Source organism: Streptomyces sp. NBC_01408 (assembly GCF_026340255.1).
Lineage (GTDB): Bacteria > Actinomycetota > Actinomycetes > Streptomycetales > Streptomycetaceae > Streptomyces.
This window is the reverse complement of the sequence record NZ_JAPEPJ010000001.1, coordinates 870,504-887,953: the sequence shown is the minus strand read 5'-3', so window position 1 is coordinate 887,953 and position 17,450 is coordinate 870,504. Positions and strand designations below refer to the sequence as shown.

Here is a 17,450-nt window from a genome sequence, read left to right as displayed (position 1 = left end):
TCAGGGCGATTGTCAGTGGGGTCGGTCACGCTGTATGCATGGACGGGACCGAGCAGTTGCTGGAGCAAGTCGCAGACCGTGTACGCACGTCCGCGAAGGGGTGCGGCAAGACCCTGCCCGCGCCTCTGGGCAGGGGGGAGACCGCCCGCGCCGAAGACATACTCGGCTTCCCCCTGCCCCCGCTGCTCGGTGAGCTCTACCGCCGCGTCGGGGACGGCGACTTCGGCCCCGAGCACGGGCTGCTGCCCCTGCGCCGTGCCGTCCTGGAGTACCAGCGGATGAGAGCCTCCGCCTGGCGCTGGCCCGAGGGCGTGCTGCCGATGGCCGACTTCGGCTGCGCCATGTACGCCTGCGTGGACTGCCGTTCCGCCACCGCCCAAGTCCTGCTGTTCGACCCGAATCCAGGCGAACCGGAGCTCGCCTGGTCCCTCGACACCCCGAGCCTGGCCGGCTGGCTCCGCGGCTGGCTCGACGGGACCGCCTGGTACTGCGAGGACTCCGCCGCCGGGGAGGAGTACGACCTGGACCTGGCGCCCTGGGCCGAGTTCAGATCCCGGATCTGAGCCGCGCCCGCACCCCGTAGGCCAAGGCGCCCGCGGCCAGCACCGCCACCCCCGTGACCGTCGACGCGAGGGGCAGCGCGCAGGCCAGCACCACACAGCCGGACAGCCCGACTGCTGCCACGACCCGACCCTTGACAACTGAACCGAGAGTCCAGGCGGAAGCGTTCGCGATCGCGTAGTAGACGAGCACTCCGAAGGACGAGAAACCGATCGCGCCCCGCAGATCGGCGGTGGCCGCGAGCACCGCCACGACCGCACCCACTGCCAGCTCGGCATGGTGCGGGACCTGCCGCCGGGGATGCACGGCGGCCAGCGCCCGGGGGAGATGACCGTCCCGGGCCATCGCCAGCGTGGTCCGCGAGACCCCGAGGACGAGGGCGAGCAGCGACCCCAGCGCGGCCAGCGCCGCGCCCACCCGGACGACCGGGGCCAGTCCGGGCGCGCCGGCCGCCCGGACCGCGTCGGCGAGCGGGGCCGCCGACTCCGCCAGCCCGTCGGCGCCGAGCACCGACAGGGCCGCCACCGTCACGGCCGCGTACACCAGCAGCGCGATCCCCAGGGCCAGCGGCACGGCCCGCGGGATGGTGCGCTCCGGGTCGCGCACCTCCTCACCCAGGGTGGTGATCCGGGCGTACCCCGCGAAGGCGAAGAACAGCAGCCCGGCGCCCTGCAGCAGCCCGACGGCTCCCCAGTCCGCGCCGGCCAGCCGCCCGGCGTCGGCCGCACCGGAGCCCAGGCACACCACGACCACGGCCGCCAGCACCGCCAGTACCGCCGCCACGATCAGCCGGGTGATCCGGGCCGACTTCTGCACCCCGCCGTAGCCCGCGGCGGTCAGCGTCACCACCGCGGCGACGGCCACGGCGTGCTGCTGCCCCGGCCAGACGTACGCGCCGACGGTGAGCGCCATCGCGGCGCACGAGGCGGTCTTGCCGATCACGAACCCCCAGCCGGCCAGATAGCCCCAGAAGGGGCCGAGCCGCTCACGCCCGTAGACGTAGGTGCCGCCGGAGGACGGGTAGCGGGCCGCGAGCCGCGCCGAGGAGTGCGCGTTGCAATAGGCGACGAGGGCCGCCAGCGCGAGCGCAGCGAGGAGCGCGCCGCCCGCCGCGCGCGCCGCCGGGGCGAGGGCGGCGAAGATCCCGGCGCCGACCATCGCACCGAGTCCGACGACGACGGCGTCGGACACGCCCAGAGTGCGCTTCAACTCGTGTTCCACGGGCGGAGGGTAACCGCCCTAGATGACGCCTTCGCGTCCGGGCAGCGGCGCCCGCTTGCGCTCCCACCCCTCCAGGGCGGTCAGACAGGCGTGGTCGAGATGGCGCAGCCCGCTCAGGTCGAGCCGCACCGGCTGCCCGTGCGGCAGCGCGTCCAGGGCGTCCAGCAGCTTGGGCAGCCGCAGGAAGCTGGCGTTCCCCACGACCCGGACGCACAACTCCTCGCCCTCCCACGCCTCCTCGATGTGCACGTGGGAGGTCTCCCAGGCCGCCTTGGCGACGGCGAGCCCCAGCCCGGCCAGCACACCCTCGAAGAGGCTGGTCACCACGATCGCGCCGGCCGTGGCCACCAGCACCACCGCCTCGCCCCGGTGCGTCTGCCACAGCGCGGCCACCGCCCGGCCCGGCAGCAGCTTCCAGCCCGCGTGCAGCAGTACCCCGGCCAGCGCGGCGAGCGGTACGACCTCCAGCACCTGGGGGAAGGCCACGGCGAAGAGCAGCAGCCAGCCGCCGTGCATCACCCGGGCCGCCCGGGTGCGCGCCCCCGCCTCCACGTTCGCGGCGCTGCGTACGATCACGGCGGTCATCGGCAGCGCCCCCAGCAGCCCGCACAGGGTGTTCCCGACGCCCTGGGCCACGAGTTCCTGGTCGTAGTGGGTCCGGCGCCCCTCGTGCATCCGGTCCACGGCGGCGGCGCTGAACAGCGTCTCGGCGGAGGCGATCAGGGCCAGCGCGAGCACCGTCCCGGCGGCCCCGGCGGTGGCCAGGATCCCGAAGTCCCCCAAGGCGGGCAGGGACACCGCCTCCAGCACGCCCGTCACCCGGACCTTCTCGACGGGCAGCCGCAACAGCTCGGCCACGGCGGTGGCAGCGGCCACGCCGACGAGCGCCCCGGGCACGACCCGCAGCCGGGCGGGCATCCGACGCCAGGCCACCAGGAGGGCGACCGTCCCCGCCCCGAGGGCCACGGCCGCCCAGTCGGCCTGCGCTCCGAGCTGCGGCACCCCGGCCAGCTTGGCCAGGGTCCCTCCCGGAGCCTCCCGGCCCGCCAGTGCGTACAGCTGCCCGGCGATCAGTACGAGCCCGATGCCCGCCAGCATCCCGTGCACCACGGCCACCGAGATCGCCCGGAACCACCGCCCGAGCCGCAGCACCCCCATGCCCAGCTGCACCAGCCCGGCGGCCAGCACGAGTACGCCGAGCGCGGGCAGACCGTACGTCCGCACGGCCTCGTAGACGAGCACGGTGAGTCCCGCAGCGGGACCGCTCACCTGGAGCGAGCTCCCGCGGAACCACCCGGTGACCAGCCCCCCGACCACCCCGGTGACGATCCCCAGCTCGGCCGGCACACCGGAGGCGACGGCCACCCCGACACAGAGGGGTAGCGCGACCAGCGCGACGACCACGGACGCCCCGAAGTCTTCGCGAAACGTGCCGGCCCCAGGCATGCGAGAACCCCCCTGCCACGCGGTGATGGATGCCACCCAGCCTGCTGGGCGCACCCATCCCTGCCCAGTGCCCACCGAAGCCCGCACAGGCGCACGCGCCGCTCACGCCCCGCACACACCCCCCGCACCCCCGGAAGCGCCGCGGCCCGGCGGTCGGTGAAGACCGCCGGGCCGGCGTGGGAGGCAGGTCGCGGACCTGGGGGAGCCAGGTCAGCGGTAGTTCACGAACTGGATCGCGAAGTCCAGGTCCTTGCCCTTGAGGAGCGCCTGGATGGCCTGCAGGTCGTCGCGGCTCTTGGAGCTGACGCGCAGCTCCTCGCCCTGGACCTGCGCCTTGACGCCCTTGGGGCCCTCGTCCCGGATGATCTTCGCGACCTTCTTGGCGTTCTCCTGGGAGATGCCTTCCTCGATCGTGGCGAAGATCTTGTACTCCTTGCCGGACAGCTGCGGCTCGCCGGCGTCGAGCGCCTTGAGCGAGATCCCGCGCTTGACCAGCTTGGTCTCGAAGACGTCGAGGACGGCCTTGACGCGCTCCTCGGAGTTCGCCTCCATCAGGATCTTCTCGCCGGACCAGGCGATCGTGGCGCCGGTGCCCTTGAAGTCGTAGCGCTGCGAGAGCTCCTTGGCGGCCTGGTTGAGGGCGTTGTCGACCTCCTGCCGCTCGACCTTCGAGACGATGTCGAAACTGGAGTCGGCCATGTGCTGTGGCTCCTTGAAGTCGGTTGCGAAGGCCCCGGAGGGCGCGGCCGGACGGGCCCGGACCGCTCCGCAAAGCCTAGCCACCGCACCCGCCGGGGGCGCTGATCAATCCGGTGGCGAAGCACCCCCGTGGATCGGGTATCGTTTACGTCGTTGCCGCAGAGCACCGCCGAAAGGCGGAAAACCGGCAGCATCCCATGGCGGTGTGCCCGAGTGGCCAATGGGAACGGACTGTAAATCCGTCGGCTCTGCCTACCCAGGTTCGAATCCTGGCGCCGCCACGCGAGTGAGGCCCCCGTTCAACTGCGGAAACGCAGTGAGCGGGGGTCCTCTCGCATGTGCCCGCAAAACCCGCGCACCACCGCTTCGGGCGTCGCCCGTTCGACGGCACGGAAGCCCACGGCCCGCATCGTCACGGTCCCCTGTTCGTTCACCTGGCGTGAAATGGACATCAGACACGCGCGGAAAGGTCGGGGGCGGAGTCCTGCTCGCCCTCCTCGGCGCCGGAATCCCGGCTCTGGTCGGGGCGGCACTGCACCCCGAGGTGGGGGAGCCCTACCGGGAGACCCGGCTCTACTTCGGCACCGCACGCCAGGACGGCCGGGGCGAGGTCGGCGAGAGCGAGTTCATGCGGTTCCTGGGCCGGGAGATCACCCCCGCCTTCCCCGAAGGGCTCACCGTCCACGACGGGTACGGCCAGTGGCGCGGCCAGGACGGGACGAGCGTGCGCGAGACCTCGTACGAGGTGGTGCTCCTCTACCCGGAGAAGGACGCCGACGACCGCAGCGTACGCATCGAACGGATCCGGCAGGCCTACGAGGACCAGTACCAGCAGGATTCGGTCGGCCGCTCCGACGACAAGGTGACCGCAGGGTTCTGAGCCGGCCGACGGCCCGTCAATTGCCCGCCATGTCCTTGACGGCCACCGACACCGGCGTGGAGCCGGAGATCAGCTCCAGGGTCAGGCCCGCGGTAGCCGGGGTGTCGACGAGCTCGGCCAGCACCGCCGCCACGTCGTCGCGCGGGACCGAGCCGCGGCCCGTGTGCGCCTCCAGCCGGACCAGGCCCTGACCGGCGTCATCGGTCAGCGAACCCGGGCGCAGCACCGTCCACTCCAGGCCCAGCCGGGTGCGGACGTGGTCGTCGGCCTCGCCCTTGGCCCGCAGGTAGACGTCGAAGACTTCGTCACCGTCGTGCCGGGCATCCGCACCCATGGAAGAGACCATCAGGAAGCGCCGGACGCGGGCCCGTTCGGCGGCATCGGCGAAGAGCACCGCCGCACCGCGGTCCACGGTGTCCTTCCGCCCGATGCCGCTGCCGGGTCCCGCGCCGGCGGCGAACACCGCCACGTCCGCGCCGTGCAGGATGCCGGCCACGTGTTCCACCGAGGCCGACTCCAGATCGCACAGCACCGGCTCGGCACCCGCCTCCCTCAGGGCGTCGCCCTGTAGGGGGTCGCGGATGATGCCCGCGACCTCGTACCCGCGCGCGGCGAGCAACCGCTCCAGCCGCAGCGCGATCTGACCGTGTCCACCCGCGATGACGATGCGCATGACCCGACCGTACGACGAGCCGGGCGCCCACGCCCGCGAACGGACGGCGAACCTTCAGGGTCCGGCCTCCGTACGGCCCTGCCGGGGCAGGTCCAGGGCCACCGCCACCGCCGAGTCGCAGTACTCACGTACGGCACTCGTCCTGGCTACCACGCGCCCTCGGTGGATCACGATCCTGCTGTACGCGAGGGACAGCACGGCCGCGATCCGGTCCCCGCGCACGGCGAGCAGCTCCGCCGGGAAACCGGCCTCCACCCGCACCTCCGGCAGGCCCATGGCCTCACGGGCGGCGGCGCTCACCGACTCGTACGCCTCGCCCGCCCGCAGCCCGCCCTGGGAGGCCAGCAGGTACGCGGCCTCCAGCGGGTCGCCGCGGCCGACCGGGTTGCCCGCGTCCCGCAGCGCCCCGCTCCCGGCCGACACCCGCACCCCGGCGGCCCGCAGCAGTCGTACGGGCGCGGTGCGCAGGCCGCGCCGCTCCAGGGCCGCACAGTCGCCCTGGGGCAGGCAGGTCACCCGTACCCCCGCCGCGGCCAGCTGGTCGGCGACGCGGGCCGCCACGTCCAGCGGGAGCCGCGACAGGCCGCCGCACGGGCCGATGGTCACCCCGGGGCGCAGGCCGCCGGCCATCGCCGCGAGGCGGGACAGGCGGCCCGGATCGTCACCGTCCGTGTGCAGGTCCACCGGGCAGCCGTGCTCGGCGGCCAGTTCCAGGACGGCTTCGAGGAAGCCCGTCGGGTCGGGGTCCAGGTCGGGGCAGCCGCCGATCACCGAGGCGCCCATCTTGACCGCGTCCCGCAGCATGGCCAGCCCGTCCGCGCCCGCCGCCCCCGTCAGCAGCCGGGGCACAGCCACCGTGGTGAGGTCGGTCAGCCCGCGCAGCGAGCGGCGGGCCTGGAGCACGGCCTCCATGGGGCCGAGGCCGTGCACGTCGCCGATCCGCACGTGGGAGCGCACGGCGGTGGCGCCGTGGCCCAGCTGGAGCAGCGCCGCCTCGGTGGCCCGGCGCTGGACCTCGTCCGGGGTGTACGAGACGGGCCCCTCCCCGTCCGCGGTCAGGGCGGTGTCCCCGTGGGCGTGGGGCTCGGCGGGGGCGGGGAGCAGCAGGTAGCCGCCGAGGTCCACCCGGGACAGGGCGGGGGCAGGGAGGCTGCCCGCGGTGCCGACGGCCTGGATCCGGCCGCCGCTGAGACGGACGTCGACGGTCCGGCCGTCGGTCAGCCGCGCCCCGGCGAGCAGCAGGGTGGTGGCCTCGGCGGCGGCCGCGTTGCCGAACCCGCGCAGGCGGGTCGGGCCGTGGCCGTGGCCGCGGGAAGGGGTGCGGGACGCGCCGGAGCCGGGGCCGGAGCCGGGGGACGGGCTGCCGGAAGGGCCGTTCGCGGGTCCGTGGGCGCCGCCCTCGCCGTGGCCGCTACGAGGGGAGTGGGACGGCTGCTGCGGCTGGCTGTCGGACATCGCGCGCTCCTGCGGTGGCTCGGGCGGTTCCTGGGCCTTGGCCGTGGCCCGCGGCCCAAGATCACGCAGCGTGCTCAGAGCCTAGGGTGCGGCGCACCCCGCTTCACGGAAGAGCGCAATAGTCGTACCGGTGTGGTGCCCGTGCGCCTCGGCGCGCCCGGGTGCGCCCCGTGCTCCGAGGACGCCGGCTGCCGCGCCCCGGGTGTGAGCTCGCACACAATCTGGCCGAGAACTCGTCCTGGAGTGGTCGGCGGGCCGATCGAGAAAGCCTTGCGAACCCCCTCGGAGGCCTGCTCCCGCAAAGGATTTGGGCGATCGGTAGGCAACCGTGTAATGTCTTCATCGCTCGCCCCAATAGCTCAGTCGGTAGAGCGTCTCCATGGTAAGGAGAAGGTCTGCGGTTCGATTCCGCATTGGGGCTCTGGTGAGAGAGGTTCCCCACCCTCGGGTGGGGAGCTGATCACATCAAAGCGGCGTAGCTCAGTCGGTAGAGCAAGCGGCTCATAATCGCTGTGTCACCGGTTCAAGTCCGGTCGCCGCTACACACAGTAGCCGATTGCGGGGTCGGTCTCCCGATCGGCTACTCTTTTATGCGTTCATCCGTCCTATAGTCCGTCAAGGAGCACTCACGTGGCTGCCACCGACGTCCGCCCGAAGATCACGCTGGCCTGCGTGGAGTGCAAGGAGCGGAACTACATCACCAAGAAGAACCGGCGTAACGACCCGGACCGTCTTGAGATGAAGAAGCACTGCCCGCGTTGCAACTCGCACACCGCGCACCGCGAGACCCGCTGACCCTAGCGAAGTCTCGTATACAGGCACCGTCATGAGGTCGTCCCCTTCATTGGGGGGCGGCCTTGTGTCGTTTCTGTGCCCGGCCCCCGGGCTTCGCGGTTGTTCGGGGCCTTGCGGTTGTCATTGCACCCGCTTTTGTATCTTCCGCTGTACCTGACGTGATGTATCTGACTTCGTGTCTTTCATGTCCCTTCACCAGGAGGTAGTGAGTCATGGCGCTCGACCAGTCCTTCGTGGGGCGGAGCTACCCGCCCACCGATCCGTACGAGGTCGGCCGGGAGAAGATCCGCGAATTCGCGGTTGCTGTGGGTGACGCGAATCCCGTCTACACCGACCCCGAGGCCGCCAAGGCGTTCGGCCACCTGGACGTGATCGCACCGCCGACCTTTGTGTTCGCCATCACTTTCGCGGCGGCCGGCCAGGTGGTCGCCGACCCGCAGCTGGGGCTGGACTACAGCCGCGTGGTGCACGGCGACCAGAAGTTCGCCTACTCCCGCCCGGTGCGCGCTGGTGACCGGCTCTCGGTGGTCTCCACCATCGAGGCCGTGAAGTCCATGGCGGGCAACGACATCATCGACATCCGCGGCGAGGTCCACGACGAGACCGGCGAGCACGTGGTGACGGCGTGGACGAAGCTCGTCTCCCGCGCCCCCGAGGAGGCCTGACATGGCAGCGCAGATCAAGTACGCCGACGTCGAGGTCGGCACCGAGCTCCCGGCGGCGTCCTTCCCCGTGACGCGCGCCACGCTCGTGCAGTACGCCGGGGCCTCGGGTGACTTCAACCCGATCCACTGGAACGAGAAGTTCGCCAAGGAGGTGGGCCTGCCGGACGTCATCGCGCACGGCATGTTCACCATGGCCGAGGCGATCCGCGTGGTCACCGACTGGGTCGGCGACCCGGGCGCGCTGGTCGAGTACGGGGTGCGCTTCACCAAGCCCGTGGTGGTCCCGAACGACGACCGGGGCGGCCTGATCGAGGTCACTGCCAAGGTCGCGGCCAAGCTGGACGACAAACGCGTACGGGTCGACCTGACGGCCATGAGCGCGGGCCAGAAGGTCCTGGGCATGTCCCGCGCAGTGGTAGCCCTGGCCTAAGACGCGGCCCGGCCGCGAGGGCGGCCGGGCGGGGGGCTGGCTGGCCGGGTCGGCTTGTGCGGGGCGGCTCGGGCGGGGTGGGGTGAGCTGGCTCGGCGGGGTGCCTTGCGGGGCGGTGGCTTCGGGGGCATGTGCCTGCGGGGCCTGATCAGGGATGGTTTGGGGGTTTCCCGTCAGTCCTATCGTCTTGCCGTGTCGGGCCGGCCCCTCAAGGGCGCTCCCTTCGGTCGCGTCGCTTCGCGATGGCCTGCGGCCACCCTTGACCGCCCGTCCCGCCCCCGGAAAGACAGGACTGTCGGGAAGCCCCCAAAAAGACGGTTACCGGGGACCGATCCATATACGGGGCGGCCAGGGATGGGCGGGCTGGGTGCAGCGGCCTGTTGGAGCGAGACCCTGATCAGGGCTCCCGGCGGGAGCGGGGGCGCGTCAGATCGCTACATGCGTCTCATTTCTCAGCGTCTGCCACCCGTCTGTGGCTGGACATAGGCCGCCATCGGTCCGGTGGGTGCCTGAGGTGAGCCGGCGTCGACCAGCCGAGTGTGGGATGAGCGCAAGCCGCCACCAATCGCGAGGCGCTGCTCCCGGCCCGGCGACTGCAGCCCGTCTGTGGCTGGACATGGACCGCCGCCGGTCTGGTGGGTGCCTGAGGTGAGTGGGCGTCGATGAGCCCAGCACGAGATGGACACAAGCGCCCATGACCGGACGGCTGGAAGTGCGAAGGGGTGCCTGCCGGCCGCCAGGGGGTCGAATTGGCCGTCCGGAAGGAGAAATGCGCCCTGACGGAGTCTGATGCCGGATTTCTCGGCCTCTCACTCCGACTGGACGTCATCCGCACCCCAACCGGCCAGCAAATAGGGACAAACTACCCGCTGACGCCGGCCGGGAGACGGGTGACTGATCGTGGGCGGCTTATGTCCGGCCACAGGTGACCGGCAGACGCCTTCCGGGAGACGTGTGTAGCGATCTGTGGCGGCTTACGCCCAGCCACAGGCGGTCTGCGGACGCCATTCGGTAGGAGTGTGTAGCGATCTGACGCGCCCCCGCCCCCACCCCCCTGAACCCCACCCCCGAACCCCCCCACCCCTTGACCTAGTTAGTGATTACGCACTAACTTAGTGCCATGGCAAGGATGAGCGCAGATGAGCGGCGCGAGAGCGTCATTCGGGCGGCGATGCATGAGTTCGCGCGTGGGGGTTACTACGGGACCTCCACCGAGGCGATCGCCAAGCGGGTGGGGGTTTCGCAGCCGTACCTCTTCCGGCTCTTTCCCAACAAGCAGGCGATCTTCCTTGCCGCCGTCGCCCGCTGTATGGCGGACATCCGGCTCGTCTTCGAGGAAGCCGCCAAGGATCTGCAGGGCGGTGACCCCTTCAAGGTCATGGGGGAGGCGTACATCCAGCTGATCGCCGACCACCCCGACAAGCTGCAGATGCAGCTCCAGACCTACGTGACCGTCGCCGCCGCCGAAGCCGCCGGGGAGCCTGCGTTCGGCGAGATGGTGCGGGCCGCCTGGATGGAGCTCTGGGACACCGTTCACGTGCCCCTCGGGGCGGACGCGGACGCGACCACGACCTTCATGGCCTACGGGATGCTGATCAACACCCTCGCCGCCATGGGCTTCCCGCCCGAGCACCGGGTCTGGGAGGGCTGCTACGCCGCGGTTCAGCCCAGCCCGGAGGCGGGGGCCGGTCCGTCGTCCGGCGGCGGTCCCGCGGCGGACGGCGTCGGGGCCGGCGAGGGGTGATCCCGCCCGGGTGGCGGCCGTTGCCGCCACCCGTCCCGGCCCACTCCGCCCCGCCCCCGCCCCAGCCCCACCCCGTTCCAGCGCAGCGCGTTTCTCTGCCCACGAAAGTTAGTCATCAATAACTAACCGCCCTCAGGGGGAATCGTGAACACGCAAGACCAGGACACCAAGCTCCGCGGGCCGGCCGTGTGGGCCCTCGTGCTCACCGGCGTCGCCAGCTTCATGGCCGCACTCGACAACCTCGTCGTCACCACCGCCCTCCCCGCCATCCGAGCGGACCTCGGAGGCAGGCTGGAGGACCTGGAGTGGACGGTGAACGCCTACACGCTCACCTTCGCCGTCCTCCTCATGTTCGGCGCCGCCCTCGGTGACCGTTTCGGGCGCCGCCGGCTCTTCATCGCCGGGCTCGCCGTCTTCACCGGCGCCTCCGCCGCAGCCGCCCTCTCGCCCGGCATCGACGCGCTCATCGCCGCCCGCGCCGTCCAGGGCGTAGGCGCCGCGGTCATGATGCCGCTCACCCTCACCCTGCTCATCACCGCCGTCCCCGCGGCCCGGCGCGGCATGGCCCTCGGCATCTACGGGGCCGTCACCGGCCTCGCCGTCGCCAGCGGCCCCCTCATCGGCGGCAGCCTCACCGAGCACATCTCCTGGCAGTGGATCTTCTGGCTCAACGTCCCGATCGGCCTCGCCCTGATACCGCTCGCCCGGCTGCGCCTCGCCGAGTCCACCGCCCCCGGCTCCCGCCTGGACCTCCCCGGCACCCTGCTCATCAGCGGCGGCCTCTTCGGCATCGTCTACGCCCTGGTCAACGCCAACGCCGAGGGCTGGACCAGCGCCCCCGTCCTCACCGGCCTGACCGTCGGCGCCGCCCTGGTCGGCGGCTTCGTCCACCACGGCTTCAAGAGCGCCAACCCCATGCTCCCCATGCGGCTCTTCCGCAACCGCGGCTTCCTCGGGATCAACCTGGCCGGCCTGTTGATGTTCCTGGGCATGTTCGGCTCGATCTTCCTGCTCAGCCAGTTCCTCCAGGGCGTCGCCGGCTACTCGCCCACCGAGGCCGGGCTGCGCATGCTCCCCTGGACCGGCATGCCGATGATCGTCGCGCCGATCGCCGGGATCCTCTCCGACCGGATCGGCGGCCGCCCGGTCGTCGCCGCCGGGCTCGCCCTCCAGGCCCTCGGCCTCGGCTGGTTCGCGGTGATCCTGAGCGCGGACGTCTCGTACGCCGCCCAGCTCGCGCCGCTGATCATCAGCGGTATCGGGATGGGCCTGTACTTCGCCCCCGCCTCCAACGCCCTGATGTCCACGGTGGCCCCCGCCGACCAGGGCAAGGCCTCCGGGACCAACAACGCCATGCGGGAGGTCGGCGGCGCCCTCGGTGTCGCCGTCCTGGCCTCCGTCTTCTCCGCCCAGGGCGGCTACGAGTCCCCGCAGGCCTTCACCGACGGCACCGTCCCCGCCCTGTGGATCGGCGCCGTCGCGGTCGCCCTGGCCGCCGGGCTGGCGCTGCTGCTGCCGCGCAAGGCGAAGGGCCCCGGAGCCGTCGTCGCCGAGCAGGCCGAGCAGGCCGAGCAGGCCGAGCCGGTCCTGGCGCCACAGCCGCCCGTGGCCCCGCAGAAGGTGCCCGCGGTCGGCTGACCCGCGCACCCTGACCCGTACACCGCACCAGCGATCCACCATTGCCGAAGGAGTGCTCGTCATGCCCGACATCCCCTGGTTCACCCCCACGCAGGCCGCCCCCGACGCCGAGGTCTACGTCATGGCCTCCCGCTTCGAGACGGCGACCCTCGCCGGCGCCGTCAGGTTCTTCCTCAAGGCCCCCGGCATCCTCGGCCAGATCCGCAAGGCCCCCGGCGCCCACGGTGTCGCCCTCCGGGCCCGCGTCTTCAGCCGGACCTTCCTCACCCTCTCCGCCTGGGAGGACCGCGACGCGCTGTACCGCTTCGCCCGCAGCGAGCCGCACCGCGCCAGCTCCCGCACGGCCAGCGCGTACATGAAGGAGTCGGCCTTCACCTTCTGGACCGTGCCCGCCGCCGGGCTCCCGGTCACCTGGGCCGAGGCCGAGCGGCGCCTGGCCGAGGAGAAGAGGGCCTACTGAGCCGCGGTCCGTGGCCCCGCAGGGATGCGAGGGGTACGGACCGTACTCTTGTCCACGTGCAGGAACTCCACGACGCCCCCCTCGCCCCGCTGACCACCTTCCGCCTCGGTGGCCCCGCTGCCCGTCTGGTCACCGCGACCACCGACGCCGAGGTCGTCGCCGCCGTGCGCGCCGCGGACGAGAGCGGTACTCCGCTCCTGGTCATCGGCGGCGGCAGCAACCTGGTCATCGGCGACAAGGGCTTCGACGGCACCGCCCTGCGCATCGCCACCACCGGTTTCGTCCTCGACGGCGCCGCCCTGGAGCTCGCCGCAGGCGAGAACTGGAGCGACGCCGTCGCCCGCACCGTCGAGGCCGGCCTCGCCGGGATCGAGTGCCTCGCAGGGATCCCCGGATCCGCCGGTGCCACCCCGATCCAGAACGTCGGTGCGTACGGCCAGGAGGTCTGCGACACCATCACCGAGGTCGTCGCCTACGACCGCACCCGCCGCGAGACGGTCACGCTGACCGCCGCCGAGTGCGACTTCCGGTACCGCAACAGCACCTTCAAGGACCAGCCCGAGCGGTACGTCGTCCTGCGCGTGCGCTTCGCCCTGGAGGACGCCGGCGGCCTCTCCGCGCCGATCAAGTACCCCGAGACCGCCCGCGCCCTCGGCGTCGGGCCGGGCGACCGGGTTCCGGCCGCCACCGCCCGCGAGACCGTGCTGCGCCTGCGCGCGGGCAAGGGCATGGTGCTCGACCCCGCCGACCACGACACCTGGTCGGCCGGCTCCTTCTTCCACAACCCGATCCTGACCGACGAGGCCTACGCCGCCTTCCTCGCCCGCGTCCAGGACCGCCTCGGCCCCGAGACCGCCCCGCCCGGCTACCCCGCGGGCGAGGGCCGTACGAAGACCAGCGCGGCCTGGCTGATCGACAAGGCCGGTTTCACCAAGGGCTACGGCACCGGCCCCGCACGCATCTCCACCAAGCACACCCTCGCCCTCACCAACCGCGGCGAGGCCACCACCGAGGACCTCCTCGCCCTGGCCCGCGAGGTCGTCGCGGGTGTCCACGCGGCCTTCGGCGTCACCCTGGTCAATGAGCCGGTGACGGTCGGCGTCAGCATCTGAGGAGCCCCGGCCGCCCATGCTCTGTCCCCTCCACGGGGCCGGTACGGACCCCACCCGCCTCGTGGGTCGCACGCTCAGCAGAGTCGTCGCGTCCTGGCACGTCAGCGAGGGTGAGCGCTCCGAGGCCCCGCTCGACGTCTGGCTGATCGACAGCGTCGGCGACTCCATCCGGATCACCACCGGGTCGGACCAGTGCCTCATCGTGGAGTCCGCCGCGCCGCACGAGCCGTACGACCTGGGGGAGTGGGGCCGCATCGAGGTCGGCGAGGACCTCGGCGACCACCCCTTCCTGCGCCACCTCGGCGAGACCATCGCCTCCGTGGCCGAGTACGCCCTGCCCGAACAGGGCCGAACCCACCTGGAGATCGGCTTCCCCGACGGCGGACGGGTGCGCGCCGACTGCTACGAGGGCGACCTCAGGCTCACCCGCTGACGCTCACCCGGTGAGCCAGTGGCCGATCCCGGCCAGCAGCTTGGCCTGCACGTCCTCCGGCGCGGCCGAACCGCGCACCGACTGCCGGGCCAGCTCCGCGAGCTCCGCGTCCGTGAAGCCGTGGTGGGTGCGGGCGATCTCGTACTGGGCCGCCAGCCGGGACCCGAACAGCAGCGGGTCGTCCGCGCCCAGCGCCATCGGCACCCCGGCCTCGAAGAGCGTGCGCAGCGGCACGTCCTCGGGCCGCTCGTACACCCCGAGGGCGACGTTCGACGCCGGGCAGACCTCGCAGGTGATCTGCCGGTCGGCGAGCCGCTTGAGCAGCCGGGGGTCCTCGGCGGCGCGCACGCCGTGCCCGATGCGGGCGGCGTGCAGGTCGTCGAGGCAGTCGCGGACCGAGGACGGGCCGGTGAGCTCGCCGCCGTGCGGGGCCGCGAGGAGGCCGCCCTCGCGGGCGATCGCGAAGGCCCGGTCGAAGTCGCGGGCCATGCCGCGGCGCTCGTCGTTGGAGAGTCCGAAGCCGACGACGCCGCGGTCGGCGTAGCGCACGGCGAGGCGGGCCAGGGTGCGGGCGTCGAGGGGGTGCTTCATGCGGTTCGCGGCGATGAGGACCCGTATCCCGAGCCCGGTCTCCCGGGAGGCGCTGTCCACGGCGTCCAGGATGATCTCGACGGCGGGGATCATCCCGCCGAGGAGGGGGGCGTAGGAGGTGGGATCCACCTGGATCTCCAGCCAGCCGCTGCCGTCCCGTACGTCCTCCTCCGCGGCCTCGCGGACGAGCCGCCGGATGTCGTCGGGCTCGCGCAGGCAGGAGCGGGCGGCGTCGTAGAGCCGCTGGAAGCGGAACCAGCCGCGTTCGTCGGTGGCCCGCAGCTTGGGGGGCTCCCCGGCGGTCAGCGCGTCGGGCAGCCGCACACCGTACTTGTCGGCGAGCTCGAGCAGGGTCGAGGGGCGCATCGACCCGGTGAAGTGCAGGTGCAGGTGGGCTTTCGGCAGAAGCGTGAGATCGCGTGCGTGCTCCATCCCTCTCCTTGTGTGCGAACCCCGCCCTTCAGGCGGGGACGAAAGTCATCCTTTGCCCTCGAAGCCGCGAAGCGGCGTAGTACATTGCGGCCCTACCCTCGGGCAGCGGTCAGGGCTTGGCCGTCATGAGGCTCTACGGAGCCAAGTGAGAAGCCACCCGCTCACGGGTGGAGGAGTCACCTGGTGATCCTGCCGTACGGCAGGCTGACCAGCCGGGGTTTTCCCCGATCGGGCGCTGGCCCGAACTCAGAAACGGCGGGGCGGGAGTCGAATTCGACTCCCGCCCCGCCGTTCTGTGGCTGGGACCGGGCCGGCTTTAGGCCTTGGCCTCGGCCAGGAGCTTCTGGACGCGGGAGACGCCCTCCACCAGGTCCTCGTCGCCCAGGGCGTACGAGAGGCGCAGGTAGCCGGGGGTGCCGAAGGCCTCGCCCGGGACGACCGCGACCTCGGCCTCGTCCAGGATCAGCGCGGCGAGCTCGATCGAGCTCTGCGGGCGCTTGCCGCGGATCTCCTTGCCGAGGAGCGCCTTGACCGAGGGGTACGCGTAGAAGGCGCCCTCGGGGACCGGGCAGACCACGCCGTCGATCTCGTTGAGCATCTTGACCATGGTCTGGCGGCGGCGGTCGAAGGCCTTGCGCATCTCCGCGACGGCGTCCAGGTTGCCCGAGACGGCGGCCAGCGCGGCGACCTGCGCCACGTTGGAGACGTTGGAGGTGGCGTGCGACTGGAGGTTGGTCGCGGCCTTGATGACGTCCTGCGGGGCGATGACCCAGCCCACGCGCCAGCCCGTCATCGCGTACGTCTTGGCGACGCCGTTGACGACGATGCACTTGTCGCGCAGGGCGGGGACCAGCACCGGCAGCGAGGTGAAGGTCGCGTCGCCGTAGACCAGGTGCTCGTAGATCTCGTCCGTCATGACCCACAGGCCGTGCTCGGCGGCCCACTCGCCGATCGCGCGCGAGTCGGCCTCGCTGTAGACGGCGCCCGTCGGGTTGGACGGGGAGACGAAGAGGACGACCTTCGTGCGCTCGGTACGGGCGGCCTCCAGCTGCTCGACGGAGACCCGGTAGCCGGTGGTCTCGTCGGCGACGACCTCGACCGGGACGCCGCCGGCGAGGCGGATCGACTCGGGGTACGTGGTCCAGTACGGAGCCGGGACGATGACCTCGTCACCCGGGTCCAGGACGGCCGCGAAGGCCTCGTAGATCGCCTGCTTGCCGCCGTTGGTCACCAGGATCTGCGACGCCTCGACCTCGTAGCCGGAGTCGCGCAGGGTCTTCGCGGCGATCGCGGCCTTCAGCTCCGGGAGACCGCCGGCCGGCGTGTAGCGGTGGAACTTCGGGTTGCGGCAGGCCTCGACCGCGGCCTCGACGATGTAGTCCGGGGTCGGGAAGTCGGGCTCGCCCGCGGCGAAGCCGATCACCGGGCGCCCGGCGGCCTTGAGCGCCTTGGCCTTGGCGTCGATGGCGAGGGTGGCGGACTCGGAGATGGCGCCGATACGGGCGGAGACGCGGCGCTCGGTGGAAGGCGTTTCAGAGGTCATGCGGCCAATCGTCCCAGACGCCGTAGACGAGCGGCACGCTGTTTCAGGTACCGGACCACAGCCTTGCCGGAGCATGTCAGGTCGGGTTCTGTTCGACGTCAGGGCCCGGTTCACGTACACTCACCTGTCGTTGGACCTCAGCAGCCGCCCAAAGCGCGAGCACTCCGTGCACTCGCTTGGATGCGGTAGGTTGGGGGACGCAAAGGGTCGTAGCTCAATTGGTAGAGCACTGGTCTCCAAAACCAGCGGTTGGGGGTTCGAGTCCCTCCGGCCCTGCTCCACACTCCTTCTCGGATGTGTGTGCGCAGGTACGTACTTCGATGCAACGCCGTGCGGCGCAACCGGGCGCGGTACGGCCACGACCCGGATTCAGGTGAGAGACGTGACGGACGCCCTGGGCTCCATCGACATGCCTGACGCCGAGGACGAAACTCGCGAGAAGAAGGCCCGCAAGGGCGGCAAGCGCGGCAAGAAGGGTCCTCTGGGCCGGCTCGCGCTTTTCTACCGCCAGATCGTCGCGGAACTCCGCAAGGTTGTATGGCCCACTCGCAACCAGCTCACGACGTACACCACCGTGGTGATTGTCTTCGTGGTCATCATGATCGGTCTGGTGACCGTGATTGACTATGGGTTCCAGGAAGCCATCAAGTTCGTCTTCGGCTGATCCCCGCG

General features: G+C 71.7%; 18 protein-coding genes and 4 tRNA genes. 15 read left to right on the top strand and 7 right to left on the bottom strand.

Annotated features, from left to right (window positions below):
• Positions 1 to 38 precede the first annotated feature (38 nt).
• Positions 39 to 563 (top strand): SMI1/KNR4 family protein, encoded by a 525-nt coding sequence (locus tag OG447_RS04095; RefSeq protein ID WP_266934904.1) that lies wholly within the window; start codon positions 39 to 41, stop codon positions 561 to 563.
• Here the strand turns inward: OG447_RS04095 and OG447_RS04090 are convergent.
• The 3 genes from OG447_RS04090 to OG447_RS04080 form a co-directional block, all read right to left on the bottom strand.
• Positions 547 to 1,782 (bottom strand): APC family permease, encoded by a 1,236-nt coding sequence (locus tag OG447_RS04090; RefSeq protein WP_266934903.1) that lies wholly within the window; start codon positions 1,780 to 1,782, stop codon positions 547 to 549. The two genes, OG447_RS04095 and OG447_RS04090, sit on opposite strands and share 17 nt — an antisense overlap.
• A gap of 18 nt (positions 1,783 to 1,800) precedes the next feature.
• On the bottom strand, positions 1,801 to 3,228 hold the full coding sequence (locus tag OG447_RS04085; RefSeq protein ID WP_266934902.1) for a SulP family inorganic anion transporter: 1,428 nt from the start codon (positions 3,226 to 3,228) through the stop codon (positions 1,801 to 1,803).
• Positions 3,229 to 3,438: 210 nt separating this feature from the next.
• Positions 3,439 to 3,927, bottom strand: a complete 489-nt coding sequence (locus tag OG447_RS04080) for a YajQ family cyclic di-GMP-binding protein (RefSeq protein WP_031146023.1) — start codon at positions 3,925 to 3,927, stop codon at positions 3,439 to 3,441.
• A gap of 199 nt (positions 3,928 to 4,126) precedes the next feature.
• Between OG447_RS04080 and OG447_RS04075 the strand changes: the two genes are divergently transcribed.
• Positions 4,127 to 4,208: transfer RNA gene (locus OG447_RS04075), tRNA-Tyr, on the top strand.
• 158 nt (positions 4,209 to 4,366) lie between these two features.
• Positions 4,367 to 4,807, top strand: coding sequence for a DUF3574 domain-containing protein (locus OG447_RS04070; protein ID WP_266934901.1), 441 nt, complete (start codon positions 4,367 to 4,369; stop codon positions 4,805 to 4,807).
• A gap of 16 nt (positions 4,808 to 4,823) precedes the next feature.
• On the opposite strand, the gene OG447_RS04065 is transcribed toward OG447_RS04070, so the two are convergent.
• Both OG447_RS04065 and OG447_RS04060 read right to left on the bottom strand, forming a co-directional pair.
• Positions 4,824 to 5,480 carry an SDR family oxidoreductase gene (locus OG447_RS04065; protein ID WP_266934900.1) on the bottom strand — a complete coding sequence of 219 codons (657 nt, stop codon included), beginning with the start codon at positions 5,478 to 5,480 and terminating at the stop codon, positions 4,824 to 4,826.
• Positions 5,481 to 5,534: 54 nt separating this feature from the next.
• Positions 5,535 to 6,935 carry an amidohydrolase family protein gene (locus OG447_RS04060; protein ID WP_266934899.1) on the bottom strand — a complete coding sequence of 467 codons (1,401 nt, stop codon included), beginning with the start codon at positions 6,933 to 6,935 and terminating at the stop codon, positions 5,535 to 5,537.
• Between the two features lie 348 nt (positions 6,936 to 7,283).
• On the opposite strand from OG447_RS04060, the gene OG447_RS04055 reads away from it, so the two are divergent.
• The 10 genes from OG447_RS04055 (at position 7,284) to OG447_RS04010 (ending at position 14,212) form a co-directional block, all read left to right on the top strand.
• A tRNA-Thr gene (locus tag OG447_RS04055) sits at positions 7,284 to 7,356 on the top strand.
• A 48-nt stretch (positions 7,357 to 7,404) separates the two neighbouring features.
• Positions 7,405 to 7,477, top strand: a tRNA-Met gene (locus OG447_RS04050).
• Between the two features lie 88 nt (positions 7,478 to 7,565).
• Positions 7,566 to 7,730: a 50S ribosomal protein L33 gene (gene rpmG / locus OG447_RS04045; protein WP_006604855.1), complete on the top strand. Its 165-nt coding sequence runs from the start codon at positions 7,566 to 7,568 to the stop codon at positions 7,728 to 7,730.
• A 212-nt stretch (positions 7,731 to 7,942) separates the two neighbouring features.
• A complete protein-coding gene (locus tag OG447_RS04040; protein WP_266934898.1) occupies positions 7,943 to 8,395 on the top strand; it encodes a MaoC family dehydratase N-terminal domain-containing protein in 453 nt (150 codons plus the stop codon).
• Position 8,396: 1 nt separating this feature from the next.
• On the top strand, positions 8,397 to 8,825 hold the full coding sequence (locus tag OG447_RS04035) for a MaoC family dehydratase (protein ID WP_266934897.1): 429 nt from the start codon (positions 8,397 to 8,399) through the stop codon (positions 8,823 to 8,825).
• Between the two features lie 1,120 nt (positions 8,826 to 9,945).
• Entirely contained in the window at positions 9,946 to 10,569 is a 624-nt protein-coding gene (locus OG447_RS04030) for a TetR/AcrR family transcriptional regulator (RefSeq protein ID WP_266934896.1), read from the top strand.
• A gap of 144 nt (positions 10,570 to 10,713) precedes the next feature.
• Entirely contained in the window at positions 10,714 to 12,207 is a 1,494-nt protein-coding gene (locus tag OG447_RS04025) for a DHA2 family efflux MFS transporter permease subunit (protein WP_266934895.1), read from the top strand.
• A 61-nt stretch (positions 12,208 to 12,268) separates the two neighbouring features.
• Positions 12,269 to 12,667, top strand: coding sequence for a DUF3291 domain-containing protein (locus OG447_RS04020; RefSeq protein ID WP_266934894.1), 399 nt, complete (start codon positions 12,269 to 12,271; stop codon positions 12,665 to 12,667).
• Entirely contained in the window at positions 12,664 to 13,779 is a 1,116-nt protein-coding gene (locus tag OG447_RS04015) for a UDP-N-acetylmuramate dehydrogenase (RefSeq protein WP_266938742.1), read from the top strand. The genes OG447_RS04020 and OG447_RS04015 overlap by 4 nt, the downstream gene beginning before the upstream one ends.
• Before the next feature lie 16 nt (positions 13,780 to 13,795).
• On the top strand, positions 13,796 to 14,212 hold the full coding sequence (locus tag OG447_RS04010; protein ID WP_266934893.1) for a hypothetical protein: 417 nt from the start codon (positions 13,796 to 13,798) through the stop codon (positions 14,210 to 14,212).
• A 3-nt stretch (positions 14,213 to 14,215) separates the two neighbouring features.
• Here the strand turns inward: OG447_RS04010 and OG447_RS04005 are convergent, their stop codons facing one another.
• On the bottom strand, positions 14,216 to 15,235 hold the full coding sequence (locus OG447_RS04005) for an adenosine deaminase (RefSeq protein ID WP_266934892.1): 1,020 nt from the start codon (positions 15,233 to 15,235) through the stop codon (positions 14,216 to 14,218).
• A gap of 316 nt (positions 15,236 to 15,551) precedes the next feature.
• The gene (locus OG447_RS04000) at positions 15,552 to 16,778 is read right to left on the bottom strand and encodes a pyridoxal phosphate-dependent aminotransferase (protein ID WP_266934891.1); all 1,227 of its coding nucleotides are present in this window, start codon (positions 16,776 to 16,778) and stop codon (positions 15,552 to 15,554) included.
• A 203-nt stretch (positions 16,779 to 16,981) separates the two neighbouring features.
• On the opposite strand from OG447_RS04000, the gene OG447_RS03995 reads away from it, so the two are divergent.
• Together OG447_RS03995 and secE are read left to right on the top strand one after the other, a co-directional pair.
• Positions 16,982 to 17,054: transfer RNA gene (locus OG447_RS03995), tRNA-Trp, on the top strand.
• Between the two features lie 106 nt (positions 17,055 to 17,160).
• A complete protein-coding gene (gene secE, locus OG447_RS03990) occupies positions 17,161 to 17,442 on the top strand; it encodes a preprotein translocase subunit SecE (protein WP_030825982.1) in 282 nt (93 codons plus the stop codon).
• Positions 17,443 to 17,450 lie beyond the last annotated feature (8 nt).

Coding starts and splice junctions, on each gene's coding strand:
- OG447_RS04080 (WP_031146023.1), bottom strand. CDS start 3,927: ATGGCCGACTCCAGTTTCGACATCGTCTCGAAGGTCGAGCGGCAGGAG.
- OG447_RS04095 (WP_266934904.1), top strand. CDS start 39: ATGGACGGGACCGAGCAGTTGCTGGAGCAAGTCGCAGACCGTGTACGC.
- OG447_RS04035 (WP_266934897.1), top strand. CDS start 8,397: ATGGCAGCGCAGATCAAGTACGCCGACGTCGAGGTCGGCACCGAGCTC.
- OG447_RS04060 (WP_266934899.1), bottom strand. CDS start 6,935: ATGTCCGACAGCCAGCCGCAGCAGCCGTCCCACTCCCCTCGTAGCGGC.
- OG447_RS04065 (WP_266934900.1), bottom strand. CDS start 5,480: ATGCGCATCGTCATCGCGGGTGGACACGGTCAGATCGCGCTGCGGCTG.
- OG447_RS04030 (WP_266934896.1), top strand. CDS start 9,946: ATGGCAAGGATGAGCGCAGATGAGCGGCGCGAGAGCGTCATTCGGGCG.
- OG447_RS04020 (WP_266934894.1), top strand. CDS start 12,269: ATGCCCGACATCCCCTGGTTCACCCCCACGCAGGCCGCCCCCGACGCC.
- OG447_RS04085 (WP_266934902.1), bottom strand. CDS start 3,228: ATGCCTGGGGCCGGCACGTTTCGCGAAGACTTCGGGGCGTCCGTGGTC.
- OG447_RS04000 (WP_266934891.1), bottom strand. CDS start 16,778: ATGACCTCTGAAACGCCTTCCACCGAGCGCCGCGTCTCCGCCCGTATC.
- OG447_RS04010 (WP_266934893.1), top strand. CDS start 13,796: ATGCTCTGTCCCCTCCACGGGGCCGGTACGGACCCCACCCGCCTCGTG.
- OG447_RS04005 (WP_266934892.1), bottom strand. CDS start 15,235: ATGGAGCACGCACGCGATCTCACGCTTCTGCCGAAAGCCCACCTGCAC.
- OG447_RS04040 (WP_266934898.1), top strand. CDS start 7,943: ATGGCGCTCGACCAGTCCTTCGTGGGGCGGAGCTACCCGCCCACCGAT.